The organism is Micromonospora sp. NPDC003944, from assembly GCF_053605225.1.
Map to the genome: position 1 here is coordinate 1 of NZ_JBSGIV010000069.1, position 15,952 is coordinate 15,952.

The 15,952-nt window shown below is 72.7% G+C and carries 12 protein-coding genes and 1 pseudogene; 5 read left to right on the top strand and 8 right to left on the bottom strand.

Annotated elements, in window-relative coordinates; translation table 11 throughout:
* Positions 1-94: 94 nt before the first annotated feature.
* The 4 genes and pseudogenes from ACWER9_RS26730 to ACWER9_RS26745 all read left to right on the top strand — a co-directional run.
* A pseudogene (locus ACWER9_RS26730) lies at positions 95-676 on the top strand (ABC transporter ATP-binding protein); the annotation flags it as partial.
* Positions 673-3,450 (top strand): FtsX-like permease family protein, encoded by a 2,778-nt coding sequence (locus ACWER9_RS26735; RefSeq protein ID WP_452304431.1) that lies wholly within the window; start codon positions 673-675, stop codon positions 3,448-3,450. The pseudogene ACWER9_RS26730 and the gene ACWER9_RS26735, both read left to right, overlap by 4 nt.
* A gap of 73 nt (positions 3,451-3,523) precedes the next feature.
* Positions 3,524-4,024: a nitroreductase/quinone reductase family protein gene (locus ACWER9_RS26740; RefSeq protein WP_452304432.1), complete on the top strand. Its 501-nt coding sequence runs from the start codon at positions 3,524-3,526 to the stop codon at positions 4,022-4,024.
* A 151-nt stretch (positions 4,025-4,175) separates the two neighbouring features.
* Positions 4,176-4,913: a nucleotidyltransferase domain-containing protein gene (locus ACWER9_RS26745; protein ID WP_452304433.1), complete on the top strand. Its 738-nt coding sequence runs from the start codon at positions 4,176-4,178 to the stop codon at positions 4,911-4,913.
* Positions 4,914-4,919: 6 nt separating this feature from the next.
* Here ACWER9_RS26745 and ACWER9_RS26750 read toward each other — a convergent pair whose 3' ends face one another.
* Both ACWER9_RS26750 and map read right to left on the bottom strand, forming a co-directional pair.
* Complete coding sequence (locus tag ACWER9_RS26750) at positions 4,920-5,633, bottom strand: VIT1/CCC1 transporter family protein (RefSeq protein WP_452304434.1); 714 nt, start codon at positions 5,631-5,633, stop codon at positions 4,920-4,922.
* 112 nt (positions 5,634-5,745) lie between these two features.
* The gene (gene map / locus ACWER9_RS26755) at positions 5,746-6,603 is read right to left on the bottom strand and encodes a type I methionyl aminopeptidase (protein ID WP_452304435.1); all 858 of its coding nucleotides are present in this window, start codon (positions 6,601-6,603) and stop codon (positions 5,746-5,748) included.
* Positions 6,604-6,698: 95 nt separating this feature from the next.
* Between map and ACWER9_RS26760 the strand changes: the two genes are divergently transcribed.
* Positions 6,699-7,013, top strand: a complete 315-nt coding sequence (locus ACWER9_RS26760) for an STAS domain-containing protein (RefSeq protein ID WP_452304436.1) — start codon at positions 6,699-6,701, stop codon at positions 7,011-7,013.
* A 55-nt stretch (positions 7,014-7,068) separates the two neighbouring features.
* On the opposite strand, the gene ACWER9_RS26765 is transcribed toward ACWER9_RS26760, so the two are convergent.
* The 6 genes from ACWER9_RS26765 to ACWER9_RS26790 all read right to left on the bottom strand — a co-directional run bounded on the left by ACWER9_RS26765 (position 7,069) and on the right by ACWER9_RS26790 (position 15,854).
* Positions 7,069-10,728, bottom strand: a complete 3,660-nt coding sequence (locus ACWER9_RS26765; protein ID WP_452304437.1) for a SpoIIE family protein phosphatase — start codon at positions 10,726-10,728, stop codon at positions 7,069-7,071.
* A gap of 193 nt (positions 10,729-10,921) precedes the next feature.
* Positions 10,922-11,473, bottom strand: a complete 552-nt coding sequence (locus ACWER9_RS26770) for a pyridoxamine 5'-phosphate oxidase family protein (protein WP_452304438.1) — start codon at positions 11,471-11,473, stop codon at positions 10,922-10,924.
* A 47-nt stretch (positions 11,474-11,520) separates the two neighbouring features.
* Positions 11,521-12,225, bottom strand: a complete 705-nt coding sequence (locus ACWER9_RS26775; RefSeq protein ID WP_452304439.1) for a gamma-glutamyl-gamma-aminobutyrate hydrolase family protein — start codon at positions 12,223-12,225, stop codon at positions 11,521-11,523.
* 20 nt (positions 12,226-12,245) lie between these two features.
* Complete coding sequence (locus tag ACWER9_RS26780) at positions 12,246-13,013, bottom strand: 3-oxoacyl-ACP reductase (protein WP_452304440.1); 768 nt, start codon at positions 13,011-13,013, stop codon at positions 12,246-12,248.
* A gap of 5 nt (positions 13,014-13,018) precedes the next feature.
* Positions 13,019-14,374, bottom strand: a complete 1,356-nt coding sequence (locus tag ACWER9_RS26785; RefSeq protein ID WP_452304441.1) for an aldehyde dehydrogenase family protein — start codon at positions 14,372-14,374, stop codon at positions 13,019-13,021.
* 115 nt (positions 14,375-14,489) lie between these two features.
* Complete coding sequence (locus ACWER9_RS26790; protein WP_452304442.1) at positions 14,490-15,854, bottom strand: glutamine synthetase family protein; 1,365 nt, start codon at positions 15,852-15,854, stop codon at positions 14,490-14,492.
* Between the last annotated feature and the right edge of the window lie 98 nt (positions 15,855-15,952).

Genomic DNA, 15,952 nt, shown 5'->3' on the forward strand with positions numbered 1-15,952 from the left:
TCCTCGGCGCCGCGAATCGTCACGACTACGACAAACACGCCGAGTGGTACGCACTCGCGGTCACCCTGCACGAGATGGCCTCCGGAGAGCTGCCGCGACCCTGCTGGCCCTCGCCGGTGGGCTGGACCGTCCGACCCGCGGCGAGGTCCGGGTCGAGGGGCAACCGCTGGGGGTGCTGGACCGCCGCGGGCTGGCCCAGCTGCGCCGCCGCCGGATCGGCTACATCTTCCAGCAGCTCAACCTGCTTGGCAGTCTGAGCGCGTTGGAGAACGTGGCGCTCCCGTTGGAGCTCGACGGCACCAGCGGACGCCGCGCCCGAGCGCTGGCCAGGGCCGCGCTCACCGAGGTGGGCCTGCCCGCGCTCGGTGACCGCTTCCCCGACCAGCTCTCCGGCGGGCAGCAGCAGCGGGTGGCAATCGCCCGCGCGCTCGTGGGCGAGCGCCGGCTGGTGCTCGCCGACGAGCCCACCGGGGCCCTGGACTCGCAGACCGGCGAGGCGGTGCTGCACCTGCTACGCCGCCGGATCGACGCGGGAGCCGCCGGGGTGCTGGTCACCCACGAGGCACGGCACGCCGGCTGGGCCGACCGGGTGGTGTTCCTCCGCGACGGCGTCCTGGTCGACACCACGGCACCGTTGGGCAGTGTCGAGCAGCTGCTGGCCGGCAGCGACAGGTGACCATCCGGCGGCCACCGCGAGCCCCTGCTCGGGCCGACACCGCGACACCGCGGCCGATCGCACCGCCCGCCCCGGTCGGCCGACGGCGGTTCGCCGAGCTGACCGGCTCCTGGCGGGCGGCGCTGCGGATCGCCCGGCGGGAGTCACGCCGCTCCCGGGGGCGGACCGCGCTGGTGCTCGCGATGATCGCCCTGCCGGTCGCGGCGCTGGCTTTCCTGGCGGCCAGCTACGACATGGCCGAGCTGACCCCGGGCGAACGCGTCGACCGCCGGCTCGGGGTGGCCGACGCGGAGTTGCAGTGGATCGCCAGCAACCCGGTGGAGCAGGACGAGTGGGGTGAGGGCTGGTCCACCCAGGACGGCGAGGCTCCGGCGCGGGTCACCGCGGCCCAGATGACCACCCTGCTGGGGCCGGGCAGCCGGGTCACCGAGGTGCGGCCCCGGATTCCGTTGACGCTGCGCGGCCCGCGTCGCGACGAGGTCGTGAACGGCCGGGCGCTGGACCTCACCGACCCGCTTGCCCGCGGGCTGGTGCGGTTCCGGGCCGGCCGGGCGCCACAGCAGGCCGGTGAGGTCGCGGTCAGTCCGGTGGCGCTGCGCAGCCTGGGCCTGCGTCTCGGTCATGCCGTTGCCACCGCGGACGGGAGCAGGGCGTACACCGTGGTGGGGGTCGTCGAGTTCCCCGACGACCTCGGGCCGGTCGTGGCGCTGCACCCGGGGGCCGTGCCGGCGACCGGCCCGGAGCCGGACAGCGTCTGGCTGGCGGACCTCCCCGGAGCGGTGGACGCCGCGCTGGTGTCCCGGCTCAACCAGCGGGGAGTGGTGGTCACGGCCCGGAACCCGACCGGCTCCGGGACCACGGCGGACCGGACGTGGTTCGGGGCGATCCGGCAGAGCGGCGCCAACGACCTGAGCACCGGCGTCCTCATCGCAGGCCTCGGGCTGCTGGAGGTCGTCCTGCTGGTCGGGCCGGCCTTCGCCGTCGGCGTCCGTCGCCGTCGGCGGGATCTGGCGCTTGTCGCGGTGGCGGGGGGCGACGCCGCCCAACTGCGCCGGGTCGTGCTCGCCGACGGCGTGGTGCTGGGCGTGCTGGGCGCCGCCGCCGGCCTGCTGGTCGGCGTCGGCGCGGCGTTCGCCTGCCGACCGCTGATGGAGCAGTACGTCTTCAGCGCCCGCTTCGGCGGCTACCGCTGCTGGCCGAGCGCGCTGGTGCTGCTCGGCGGCGTCGCGGTGCTGGCCGGGGTGCTCGCCGCGCTGGCACCGGCCTGGACCGCCGCCCGGCAGGACGTCAGCGCCGGGCTCGCCGGACGACGCACCCCCGCGAAGACCCAGGGCCGGTGGTTGGCTCTCGGGCTGACGCTCGCGGTCGGTGGGGCGGGGCTGGCGGCGTTCGGGGCCACCCGGACCTCCCCGGCGGTGATCCTCACCGGGCTGATCCTCGGCGAGTTGGGTCTGGTGTGTTGTACGCCCACGCTGCTCGGGGCGCTGGCCCGCCTGGGCCGGGTGTTGCCGCTGGCACCACGGATCGCCCTGCGCGACGCCAGCCGCAACCGGGCCGCCGCGGCACCGGCCATCTGCGCCGTGATGGCCGCCGTCGCCAGCAGCGTGGCCCTCGGCGCGTACCTGGCCAGCGACCGCGATCGCGACGCGCGCGCCTATCGGCCGGCGCTGCCGACCGGTCACATGCTGGTGTACGCGAACCGGCCGGACGGCCAGCCCACCCTGGCTCAGGTCGCCGACGCCGCCCGGGACCAGTTGGGAGTCGACGCGGTCGCCACCGTGTACGCGCCCAACTGCGACCCGACTGGCGCCCGTTACTGCGACGTGGCGCCCGTCCTCCCGCCGAGCCAGGCCTGTCCGTGGCAGCCCGGCGACAATCTCCCCGCCGCACACCGCCAGCAGGCGCGGACCGACCCACGCTGCCAGGTCCGCGCGGCGGACTACTTCGGCGGCTACGTCCAGCCCGGGGTGGACGACGGCATCGCGCTGCCACTTCTCACCGGCGCGGACCCGGCGACGACCGCCGCCGCCACGGAGGTGCTGCATGCCGGTGGGGTGGTGGTGACGGACCCGCGCTACCTGCACGACGGCCTGGTGACCGTCCGCGTCTTCAGCGCGGACGCGAACCCGGACGCGCCGACCACCCTCCGCGACCTGCCGGGCTACGCGCTGCCCCAGGCGGCCGGCACCGCCCGTCTGTTGCTGTCCACCCACGCGGCCCGACAACTCGACCTGAGCTGGTCCCCGTCCGGCTGGGTGGTCGGCAGCACGACCCCGCCCGACGAGGAGCAGCAGGCGCGGTTCACCGCAGCGCTGCGCTCCTTCGGGACGTTCTCGCTGAACGTGGAGTACGGCGGCGCCCCGCGCGACGTCTCACCGCTGCTTCTCCTTCTCGCGGCGGCGGCCGGACTGATCACGGTGGGCGCGGCCGGGATCGCCACCGCGCTCGCCGCCGCCGAGGGGCGCGCCGAGCTGACCACCCTCGCGGCCGTCGGCGCGGCCCCGGCGGTACGCCGGCTGCTCGCGATCTGCCAGGCCGGGGTCATCGCCGGTCTCGGTTCGGTGCTCGGCATCGTGGCCGGCCTCGGCACCGCCGCGATCGTGCTGGTCTCGGTGAACCGCCAGTACGCCACCGCGTGGCCGGTGCCCGACCCGTACCCCTTTCTGGTGCCGTGGCCCGCGCTCGGGGTCCTGGTCCTGGTGCCGGTGGTGGCGATGCTCGGGGCCGGCCTGTTCACCCGGGCCCGGCTGCCGATCGAACGGCGGCTGGACTGATCGGTCCGCCGGGCCACCGAAAGGGACCACGCAGGGGTGCCGCCGGGGCCGGGCAGCCGGCAGACTGATCGGCGTGTCAGCGCTGGGAAACATCACCCGCCGGGTCGGCCATCATCGGTGGTTCGGCGCGGCCGCACGTCTGCTGGTCCCGGTCGACCGGGTGGTCGGTCGGCTCACCCGGGGCCGGGTGGTCGCGCTCGGCCTGATCCCGTCCCTGGTGATCACCACGACCGGCCGCCGCTCCGGCAAGCCCCGCAGCAACCCGCTCGTCTACGTGCCGGACGGTGACGCGTACGTGGTGATCGGCTCGAACTGGGGGCAGACCCACCACCCCGGTTGGGCGATGAACCTGCTCGCCGACCCCGCCGCCGAGGTGGACGTGAAGGGCCGGCGGGTCGCGGTGCGGGCCGAGCGGGCCTCCGGCGCGGAGCGGGAACGGTTGTGGCAGCTGCTGGTCACCGAGTGGCCCGCGTACCGCACGTACGTGCAGCGCGCCGGCGGCCGGGAGATCCACATCTTCCGGCTGGCTCCGACCGGGCGCGGCGAGCCCGACGCTTCGCCGTCGGCTGGCTAGGCTGACGCTCGGTAACCAAAGCGAGGTGGTCCCGTGAGCGCGAGGAGTGAGCCGGGGTTGCGAGCCCCGCAGCCGCGAACAAAGGCGGCACCGTGAGCGCGAGGAGTGAGCCGGGGTTGCGAGCCCCGCAGCCGCGAACAAAGGCCGACCCGTGAGCGCGAGGAGTGAGCCGGCCGGTGTCGACCGGGGCCTCGACGATCGACGGTGGACGGTCGCGGAGCGGGTCGCCGAGGCGGTCCGGCGGCGGTTCCCGGCCGATGCGCTCGCGATCGCGGTGCACGGTCCCCTGGCGCACGGTGACGACGACGGCGGCGGGAACGGCGAGGCGGGGATGCTGGTGGTCACCTATCGACCCGGGACCGGGCCGCCGCCGGCGACCCGGCGGGTGGACGGGGTGCTCGTCGACCTGACCGTGGCCGCCGCCGAGGACTACCTGGCCCAGGCCCGGGTGCTCTCGCCGCTCTGGCCGCTCACCGCCGACAGGTACGTCACCACGCAGGCGTTGCATGATCCGACGGGCTGGTTGCGGACGCTGCGCGACGAGCACCTGGGTCGGCTGGCCCGGGCCCGGCCGGCGGAGTTCAGCACCGCGGCCCGGCAGGCGTGGTACAGGGGCAGCGCGGCGCACTCGCGGGCAGCCCGGCTGGCCGAGTGGTACGAGACCGATCAGGCTCTGCTGATGCTCGGTGAGGCCCGGTTGGCGGCGGCCACGGTGACCGGCCTGCTCAGTCGGACGTACTTCCGTGACCCGGGGGACGCGGTGCGGCGCACCGGGCTGGCCGGCGCGGACATGACGGAGGTGGGTGTGGTGCTGGCGCGGCAGGCCGAGGAGTTGGCCGCCCGTGGTCGTGCGGTCGACGGCACCGTCGACGACCTGCTCACCGCCTGAGCGGTGTCACAGCCCGCCGGACACGCCGATCAGTGCGCCGACCAGATAGGTCGCGCCGGCCGCCGCGGCGCCGAGCAGCAGCTGGCGCAGGCCACTCGTCCACCAGGGCCGGTGGGTGAAGCGCGCCACCACCGCACCGGCGGCGAACAGCCCGAGGCCGCCGACGGCGAGCGCCAACCACAGCTCGGTGGCACCGAACAGGTACGTCAGCAGCGGGATCAGCGCGCCGATCGAGAAGAACAGGAACGACGAGATCGCCGCGCCCCATGGGCTGAGCTGGTCGTCGGGGTCGACGCCCAACTCCTCGCGGACGTGCACCCGCAGCGCCTCCTCCGGGTCGCGCCGTACCGCCTCGGCGACCTGGGTGGCGAGGTCCCGGGGCAGGCCCCGGGCCACCCACGCGTCGGCCAGCTCCCGGGCCTCCGCCTCGGGGTGTCGTTCCAGCTCCCGCCGCTCCTTGGCCACCTCGGCGGCGACCTGCTCGTTTGCGGACCGGACGCTCGTGTACTCGCCGAGCCCCATCGAGATGGCACCGGCGACCAGGCCGGCGGTGCCGGTGAGCACGATGCTGTGCGGCGACACCCCGCCGCCGCCGACGCCGGCGATCAGGGCGATGTTGGTGACCAGGCCGTCCATCGCGCCGAAGACGGCCGGGCGCAGCCAGCCGCCGGAGACGTCCGCGTGGTGCGCCTCGCGGAGCGCCGCTGGGGTGTCGGTCACGGCGCAAGCCCTTTGTTCGCGACTGCGGGACTCCGCTTCGCTGCGTTCCTCGCGCTCACGGCAAGCCCTTTGTTCGCGACTGCGGGACTCCGCTTCGCTGCGTTCCTCGCGCTCACGGAAGGGTCAGGATCTCGTGGCCGTCGTCGGTCACCACGATGGTGTGCTCGAACTGCGCCGTCCACTTCCGGTCCTTGGTGACCACGGTCCACCCGTCGTCCCACATGTCGTACTGGTAGGTGCCGAGGGTGATCATCGGCTCGATGGTGAACGTCATGCCCGGCTCCATGATGTCCGTGGGGCGCGGGCTGTCGTAGTGCGGCACGTAGAGACCGCTGTGGAATGCCTCGCCGATGCCGTGGCCGGTGAAGTCGCGGACCACCCCGTAGCCGAACCGTTTGGCGTACGACTCGATGACGCGGCCCACCACGTTGATCTGACGCCCCGGGGCGACCGCGCGGATGCCACGCATCATCGCCTCGTGGGTCCGCTCGACGAGCAGTCGGGCCTCTTCGCTGACCTCGCCGACACAGAAGGTGGCATCGGTGTCACCGTGCACCCCACCGATGTACGCGGTCACGTCGACGTTGATGATGTCGCCGTCCTGCAGGACCGTGGTGTCCGGGATGCCGTGGCAGATCACCTCGTTGAGGCTCGTGCAGCAGGACTTCGGGAAGCCCTTGTAGCCGAGGGTCGACGGGTACGCGCCGTGGTCGCAGAGGAACTCGTGCACCACCTTGTCGATCTCGTCGGTCGTCACGCCGGGCTTGCAGTGCTCGCCGGCCAACTGGGTCGCCTGGGCGGCGAGCCGGCTGGCGATGCGCATCTTCTCGATGGTCTCCGGCGTCTGCACGTGCGAGCCACGCCACTGGAGTGGGTGCGTCTTACCCACGTACTCCGGGCGAGCGATCTGGGGTGGCACCGGTCGCATCGGGGAGAGCGTGCCTGGTGTCAGCGGCGGACGGACGGTCATGCCGCAAGCCTATCGCCGGAGCCGCTGGTGACCCGCGCCACGGCCGCCCGGTGGGGGTTGTTGCTCTGCCAGAGCGGCTGTGCCATGGTGTCAGCGTGGATCAAGGGGGAGCGCCACCCGTCTTCTCCGCCAGCGCGGAGATCGACGGCGACCACCTCCACGTCGTCGTGGCCGGCGAGGTCGACATGGCTACCGCGGACACGATGCTCCAGACGGCGCTACGCGAGCCCGCCGGCAAGATCACTCTCGACCTGAGTGCGGTCACCTTCTTCGACTCGGCCGCCATCCACGCCCTGGTCCGGCTCGCCCAGCAGTTTCCGGGCACGCTCACCGTCCGCCCGTCCCGGCAGGTCCGCCGCGTGCTGGAGATCTCCGGCCTCGGCGAGCAGAGCTGGCTCGACCGGGCCTAGAGCCCCGGCCTCACCAATCGCGGAACTCGGGCCCGGAAGGACTCCGGCCGCAGGGTCAGTCCTGCAACTGCCGGCGCAGCGTCACCTCGGTACCCTCGTCGGTACGCCGCACCGACAGGTCGCCAAGCGCTCTGATCAGGGCCAGGCCCCGGCCCCGGAAGCCGGAGTCGGTCGACTCCCGCCACTGCCCGCTGTCGCGCACCGTGGCCGTCACCGTCCGATCCTCGATGGCCACCTCCACACTGATCATGGCCTCGGCGGGGTGGATCGGGTGCTCGATGGCGTTCGCGGCGGCCTCGGAGACGGCGACGGTCAGGTCGAACCTGTCGGTTTCGCCGACGGCGTGCCCGACCAGGAAATCCTCGAGTCGCTTTCGCAGCACACTGAGCCGGGTCGGGTCCGCCGGTAGCCGCAGCGCGAAGCGGTTCAGCTCCGCCGCCTCCACGGCGAGGACCGCCACGTCGTCACGGCGGGGGCGGCCGGTGACCCGCTCGACCACCGCGTCGATCAGGTCCACCACGTGCTCACTCGGGGTGGCCGCGTCGACGCGGAGCTGATCCAGCGAGGCATCGATGCCGAGCGCGCGGTCCTCGATCAGGCCGTCGGTGTAGAGCAGCAGCCGACCGCCGGCCACCAACTCCCCCTCGACCGACTCGTACGTCGTGTCGGGGAGGGCGCCGACCGGCGGACCGAGCGCCCGGTCGTGCAGGAACGCCACGTCGCCTCCGGTGATCAACAGTGGGGACGGGTGACCGGCGCTGGCGTACCGCAGCAGACCGGTGCGGGGGTTGAACAGCAGGCAGACCACTGTCGCGAAGTTGCGGCCCTCGGTGGAGCCGACCAGCCGATTGAGCCGGGTCAGCGACTCACCCGGGCCGAAGCCCTCCAGGAGGTAGGCCCGCAGCGCGTTGCGCAGCTGCCCCATCGCCGCGGCCGCCCGGACGCCCTTGCCGACCACGTCGCCGATGACCAGCACCAGTTCGTCGCCGTTGAGCGCGATCGCGTCGTACCAGTCGCCGCCGACCTCCACGTCGGCACTGCCGGGCAGGTAGCGACTGGCCACCACCGCGCCGGGCAGTTGGGGCAGTGACCGGGGAAGCAGGCTGTGCTGCAGGGTGGTGGCGATGCGGTGTTCGGCTTCGTAGAGCTGGGCGTTCTCCAGCCGCACCCCGACGAGCCGGGCCAGCTGGGTCAGTGCGGCGTCGGCGGCCTGCGCCTCGTCGCCGGCCGCCCGCCAGACCCGCAGCTCACCGAGCTTCTTGCTGGCGGTGCCGGTCAGCTCGGCCACGAAGGACGGGTCACCGCCGGTGGTGCCGCCACCGTCCGCCTCGAAGCGCGCGTCGGCCGCGCTGACCACCACCCGAGCCGCCTCGGCGAGGCTCAACGCGTGCCGGGCGGCGACCTGGAGCACGTCGGAGGTGGACCGGGCGGTGTTCACCGCCACCGCCGCGTCGGCAAGCGCCCGGAGCCGACGGATGATCTGCCCGCGGAGCTGGCCCAGCTCCAGGTTGGCCCGCACCCGGGCGATCAGCTCCTGCCCGGAGAACGGCTTGGTGAGGTAGTCGTCGGCGCCGACGGCGAGACCGGCGACGGCCTCCGCGGAGCCGGCGCGGGCAGAGAGCAGCACGATCGGCACATGCCGGGTACGCGGGTCCGCGCGCAGCGCGCTCACCAGCCCGATCCCGTCCAGCCGGGGCATCATCACGTCGCTGAGGACCAGGTCGAACCCGCCCTCTCTGGCCAGCGGCAGGGCATCGAGCCCGTCGTTCGCGGTGACCACCTCCCAGGTCGGGGAGAGTAACCGGCTGACGTGCTCCTGCAGGTCCGTGTTGTCGTCGACGACCAGGATCCGGCCCGCCGGGGCACTCCTCGCCGGCAGCGGGTCGATGCCGCGGGTCGGCGCGACACCTGCCCACAGGGCGGTCTCCGCCACGAAGAGCCGAGCCTGCTCGGGCTCGCCCTCGGGCAGCGGGCCGAACGCCGCCACCCGGTCCGCCGGCAGGTGCGCCGACCCGAACGGAACCGTCACCGTGAAGGTGCTGCCCTGGTCGACCTGACTTGTCAGCCCGACCTCGCCACCGTGCATCTCGACAAGCTCACGAACCAGCGCGAGGCCGATCCCGGTGCCCTCATGGGTGCGGGCGCGCGCCCCGGCCACCCGGTGGAAGCGTTCGAAGACGTGCGGCAGCTCGTCGGGCACGATGCCGGTGCCGGTGTCCGTCACCTCCAGGCGGGCCGCGCCCTCCACGGCCCGGACGCGGACCCGGATCTCACCGTCGAAGGTGAACTTGACCGCGTTCGACACCAGATTGAGGACGATCTTCTCCCACATGTCCCGGTCGACGAAGACCGGCGCCGGCAGCGGCGGACAGTCCACCACGAGTCGCAACCCGGCCCGGTCGGTGGCCGAGCGGAACGTGCTGGCCAGCCGGGCGGTGTAGTCGGCGAGATCGGTGAGCTGGTAGCGGGCGGCGAGCCGACCGGACTCCAGTCGGGAGAAGTCCAGCACGGTGTTGACAAGCTTGAGCAGGCGCAACGCGTTGCGGTGCATCATGGTCAGCCGGTCGGTCTCGGTGGCCGGTAGCTGCGGGTCGGCAAGCATGTCCTCCAACGGCCCGAGCACCAGTGTCAGTGGCGTGCGGAACTCGTGGCTGACGTTGGCGAAGAAGTTGGTCTTCGCCCGGTCCAGCGCGGCCAACTCGGCGGCGCGGGCCCGCTCCTGCTCGTACGCCCGCTGGATGCCGAGCGCGCGGGAGATCTGGGCGGCGATCAGGTCGAGGAAGTCGCGGTAGTCGTCGCCGAGCGGCAACTGGCGGGCCACGCCGACGACAAGCGCGCCGACCGTCTGGTTGGTCGCCGTGAGCGGCAACACGAGGGCCTGGTCGGCGGCGTCGACAGGCAACGCGTCGAGCAGCGCGGCCACCTCGACCGTGTCGGGCGCTCCACTGGTGATCACCCGGCCCAGCAGTTGCGACGCGACATCGACGGCGGGTGGGGTGGTGCCGGTGCAACCGGCCAGGGCGAGCTGGTCGCCGTCGTCCACCAGATAGATCAGGGCGAACGGCACGTCCGCCCGGTGCCGACCGAGCACCCCGGCGGCGGTCTGGCCGAGCTCCGTGGCGCTGCCGATGTCGTTCAGCTCGGCACCCAGCTCGGACAGTGCCCGCAGCCGACGCTCGCCGAGCACCCGCCCGGTGGTCTCGCTGACGATGCAGTAGACGCCACTGACCGAGCCGTCGTCACCCCGGATCGGGTCGTACGAGACATCGAAGTAGGTCTGCTCGACGAAGCCGTGCCGGTCAAGCAGGAAGGGGTGGTCCTCGCCACGGTAGGAGCGCCCGGTGCTCCGGACGCTGTCGAGCAGCGGGCCGAGCACCTCCCAGGTCTCCGCCCAGTGCGAGCGGGCCGGTTGGCCGATCACGTCGGGGTGCTTGCCGCCGATCGTCGGCCGGTAGGCGTCGTTGTAGAAGGCCAACTCCTGGTCGCCCCAGAACATCACGATCGGCGCGCTGGAGGCGAGCATCATCCCGACCGAGCTGGACAGCGCCAGGGGCCACTGGCCGGGCTCACCCAGGGAGCCGGATGACCAGTCGAAGGTGGCCAGCCGGTCGCCCATCTCGCCGCCCGCCGCGAACGCGGCCGCCAGCAGAGGAGGGACCTCGCGGCCGGACAGGGTGGGATGCCCCATGTCCGCGCCCCCCTGGGCCGAGTTCATGCAGCCTCCCGCTCCGGCCGAACCCCCCGACCGTTGATCTTCACCCGCCGTGCTCCGACTTGTACCCCAGCGGACCAGCAACGTAACGCATCACGAACGATGGACGCTGCTTACGTACGCCTGGAACGTCGGGCAACGGACGGTGCGGGTGGACAACGGCCGGGACCAGCGCTGGCCGGAGCGTCCTGACACGTCAGAAGACCGGCAGCCCGTCGATGCTCGCCGCGTTCTTGGTGGCCCGGTAGACGACCAGATCCTCGGCGCTCCGACGGGAGTGTGAGGTGAGTAACAGATCGCGTTCGCCCCGGAAGTCCATCAGCGGCACCGCGTATCCACAGGAGTCGCTGACCCGTTCCACCTCGACGCTGATGACCGCCCGGACGGCGTGCACGTCCGGTGGGTCGGGAAACTCGGCGAGCCGATCGGCGAACGAACCCTCGGTCACCGCGACGCTGCTGCCCCGGCCATGCAACCGGACGATCTTCGGCGGACCGTCGAAGGCACAGAACATCAGCGTGATCCGGCCGTTGTCCCGCAGGTGGGCGATGGTCTCCGCCCCACTGCCGTGATAGTCGAGGTAGGCCACCCGGTGCGGGCCGAGGATCACGAACGTGCCCCGCATGCCCTTTGGCGACACGTTGACGTGCCCCTCGACACCGGACGGAGCGGTCGCCACGAAGAAGAGCGGCTGGGCCACGATGAAGTCACGCAGTCGACCGTCGATCTCGGGATAGACCTTGCCCATGCGCCGATCCTCCCACCGGCGCCATCGACGGGCGGTAGCGATCTCGGTCACACCCTCCGGTCGGCGGCCCGCACCAGCGCCATGATCGGCCTCGGGTCCGGCTCGTTCTCCGGATGCCACTGCACCCCGAGCACGAACGGCAGGGCCGGGTCCTCCACCGCCTCGACCACGCCGTCGGACGCCCAACCGGTCACCGTGAGCCGACCCGGATCGGCGACCGCCTGGTGGTGGTACGAGTTGACCCGGTCGACCCCCGCCAGCACCGAGGCGGCCAGACTCCCCGGCGCGAACCGCACCGGATGGGCGCCGTAGACGCCGGGCGCCGGGCGGTGCACGTCGTGACCCACCACGTCGGGCAGGTGCTGGTGCAGGGTGCCGCCGTACGCGACCGCGAGCAGCTGCATTCCCCGACACACCCCCAGCACCGGCATCTCGGCGGCGAGCGCGGCGGCCAACAGGGTCAGCTCGCCGGCGTCACGATCCGGCCGATCCTCGGTACGAGGGTCGGCCGGCTGGCCGTACCGCCCCGGGCCGACATCCGCGCCACCGGCCAGCAGCAGCCCGTCGAGGACGGCCACCACGTCGGCGTCCAGGTCGTCGGGCGGCAGAAGCACCGCCCGGCCACCCGCGGCCGTCACCGCCCGCACGTACGCCTCCGGCAGGAGCACGGCCCGCACACCCCGCCAGACGGCCCAGTCGGCGGGTTCGACGTACGCGCTGATGCCGATCAGCGGCCTCCGCGCGCCTCTCAAACCCGGCTCACTCCTCGCGCTCACAGGGGAGTGACGTAGGCGCCCGTGATGCCGCCGTCGACAACGAACTGCGCGGCGGTCATGAACGAGGCGTCGTCGCTGGCCAGGAACGCCACCGCGGCGGCGATCTCCTCCGGTTGCCCGAAGCGGCCCATCGGCACGTGCACAAGCCGGCGGGCGGCCCGCTCCGGGTCGGCGGCGAACAGCTCCAGCAGCAACGGGGTGGCCACCGGGCCGGGACACAACGCGTTGACCCGGATGCCCTCACGGGCGAACTGCACGCCCAACTCCCGGGTCATCGCCAGCACCCCGCCCTTGCTCGCGGTGTACGCGATCTGCGACGTCGCCGCGCCCATCAACGCCACGAACGAGGCCGTGTTGATGATCGACCCCTTGCCCTGCCGACGCATGTGCGGGATGGCGTACTTGCAGCACAGGTAGACGCTCGTGGTGTTGACCCGCAGCACCCGCTCCCAGGCGTCCAGGCCGGTGTCCAGGATGGAGTCGTCGTCCGGCGGTGAGATGCCGGCGTTGTTGAACGCGATGTCCACCCGACCGTGCCGGTCGGCCACCCCGTCGAACAGGTCGCGTACCGCCGCCTCGTCGGCCACGTCGGTGGCCACGAACTCGCCGCCGCACTCCTCGGCCGCCTTCGTGCCGGCCGCCGCGTCGATGTCCACGCAGATCACCCGGGCCCCCTCGGCGGCGAACCGCCGCACGGTGGCCAACCCGATGCCGCTGCCCGCTCCGGTGACCACTGCCACCCGGTCCTGCAACCGACCCTGCACTGGCGTCACTCCTCTGTCGCGATGAACACGTTCTTGACGTCGGTGAAGGAGTGCAGCGCGTCCGGGCCCAGCTCACGGCCGAGCCCGGAGCGCTTCATCCCGCCGAACGGGGTCCAGTAGCGCACCGAGGAGTGCGAGTTGACGCTGAGGTTGCCCGCGTCGACGGCGCGGGCCAGCCGCAGCGCCCGGCCCACGTCCCGGGTCCAGATCGAGCCGGAGAGGCCGTACTCGGTGTCGTTGGCGAGCCGGACCGCGTCCGCCTCGTCGTCGAACGGCAGCACCGAGACCACCGGGCCGAAGATCTCCTCCCGCCAGTGCCGGTCGGCCGGGGAGTCGGCGAGCAGGACCGTCGGCGCGTGCCAGAACCCGGGGCCGTCGGGGCAGGAGCCGGTGAAGGCCACGGTCGCCCCGTCGAGGTAGCCGGCGACCCGGTCCCGTTGCGCGGCGGAGATCAGTGGGCCCATCTCCGCGGTGTCCCGGGACGGGTCCTCGACCCGGACCGCGCGTACCACTGGTTCGAGAAGTTCCAGGAACCGTTCGTACACCGAACGCTGGACCAGGATCCGCGACCGTGCGCAGCAGTCCTGGCCGGCGTTGTCGAAGACCGCGCCCGGCGCGGTCGCGGCGGCGCGCTCCAGGTCGGCGTCGGCGAACACGATGTTCGCGCTCTTGCCGCCCAACTCCAGGGTGAGTCGCTTCACCTGGGCGGCGCAGCCGGCCATGATCCGGGTGCCGACCTCGGTGGAGCCGGTGAAGCAGATCTTGCGGACCGCCGGGTGGCTGACGAAGCGCTCCCCCACCACCGAACCCTCGCCCGGTACGACAGTGAAGACGTCGTCGGGCAGCCCCGCCTCGCGGGCCAGCTCGGCCAGGCGCAGCGCGGTGAGCGGGGTCAACTCGGCGGGCTTGAGCACCACCGTGTTGCCGGCGGCGAGCGCCGGGACGAAGCCCCAGGCGGCGATCGGCATCGGGAAGTTCCAGGGCACGATCACGCCGACCACACCGAGTGGCTCGTGGAAGGTGACGTCGAGCCCGCCGGGCACCGGGATCTGCCGCCCGGTCAGCCGCTCGGGCGCGCCGGCGTAGTAGTCCAGGACGTCACGGACGTTGCCCGCCTCCCAGCGGGCATTGCCGATGGTGTGCCCGGAGTTGCGCACCTCCAGGGCGGCCAGCTCGTCCACGTGCGCGTCGACGAGGGCGGCGAACCGTCGCAACAACCGCCCCCGATCCCCCGGCCCCACCCGCCGCCACGTCTCGAACGCCCGAGCCGCCCGGGAGATCGCCGCGTCGACCTCCTCCACGGAGGCCCCCGCGACCTCCCGAAACCCGACCCCGGAGGCCGGATCAACAACCACCGTCACGCCGCACCGCCCCGTCGTTGTCGATCATGGAGTTGTGGTGCCTGACGAAAGCCGCACAACCCCGCGATCCGGCCACCACGACTCCATGATCGACGCGGCCGGGGCGGACGCGGGCTCACAGGCGCTCGAAGCCACGCTTCAGCTCCCAGTCGGTCACCGCCGCGTCGAAGGCGGTCAGCTCCACCCTCGCCTGGTTGGCGTAGTGGGCCACCACCTCCTCACCGAAGGCCTCGCGGGCCACGGTGGACGCCTCCCACAGGGCCAGGGCGTCGCGCAGGGTGCCGGGGACGCGCTCGGCCTGCGGGTCGTCGTACGCGTTGCCGGTGCACTCCTCGCCCAGCTCCAACCCACCGTCGAGGCCGTGCAGCGCCCCGGCGACCAGCCCGGCGATCGCCAGGTACGGGTTGACGTCGGCGCCGGGCACCCGGTTCTCCACCCGCATGCCCTGCCCGTGCCCGACCACCCGCAGCGCGCAGGTGCGGTTGTCGACACCCCAACGCAGCGCGGTCGGGGCGAACGACCCCGGCTGGTAACGCTTGTACGAGTTGATGTTCGGGGCGAAGAGCAGGCTGAACTCCCGCATGGTGGCCAACAGCCCGGCGAGCACCCGCTGCCCGGTCTGCGACAGGTGCGCCGGCCCGTCGCCGAGCATCGCCGACGCGCCGGACGAGTCCCGGAGCGAGAAGTGGATGTGGCAGGAGTTGCCCTCCCGCTCGTTCGGCTTGGCCATGAAGGTGATCGCCATCCCCTCCTGGGCGGCGATCTCCTTGGCGCCGTTCTTGTAGATCACGTGGTGGTCCGCGCAGGCCACCGCCTCGTCGTACCTGAAGGCGATCTCGTGTTGCCCGAGGTTGCACTCGCCCTTGGCGCTCTCCGGCGTGAGCCCGGCACCGGCCATCTCGGTGCGGATCCGGCGCAGCAGCGGCTCCACCCGGGCGGTGCCGAGCAGCGAGTAGTCGACGTTGTACTGGTTCGCCGGGGTGAGGTCGCGGTAGCCCCGCTGCCAGGCGTCCTCGTACGAGTCGCGGAACAGCACGAACTCCAACTCGGTGCCGGCGTAGGCGGTCAGCCCGTGCTCGGCCAGCCGGTCCAACTGCCGGCGCAGGATCTGCCGGGGCGAGGCGACCACGTCACCGGAGCCGTCGAGCCAGGTCAGGTCGGCCAGCAGCAGGGCGGAGCCGGGCTGCCAGGGCACCCGGCGCAGGGTGGTGAAGTCGGGCACCATCGCGAAGTCGCCGTAGCCGCGTTCCCAACTCGACATCGCGTACCCGTCGACGGTGTTCATGTCGACGTCCACGGCGAGCAGGTAGTTGCAGCCCTCGCTGCCGCCCTCCACCACCTGGTCGAGGAAGAACGGCGCGTGGAACCGCTTGCCCTGCAACCGGCCCTGCATGTCGACCAGGGCCAGCACCACCGTGTCGATCTCGCCCTCGGCGACGGCGACCCGCAGTTGTTCGAGCGTGAGCGGAGCTTTCCTCATTCGCGGGCCTCCATCACCAAGGTCTACTGGCAAACCGGATCACCGTCAATGCCCCCGCGAGGGTCTGCGGCAAACCCGGCGGGGCGGGAGCGACGCCC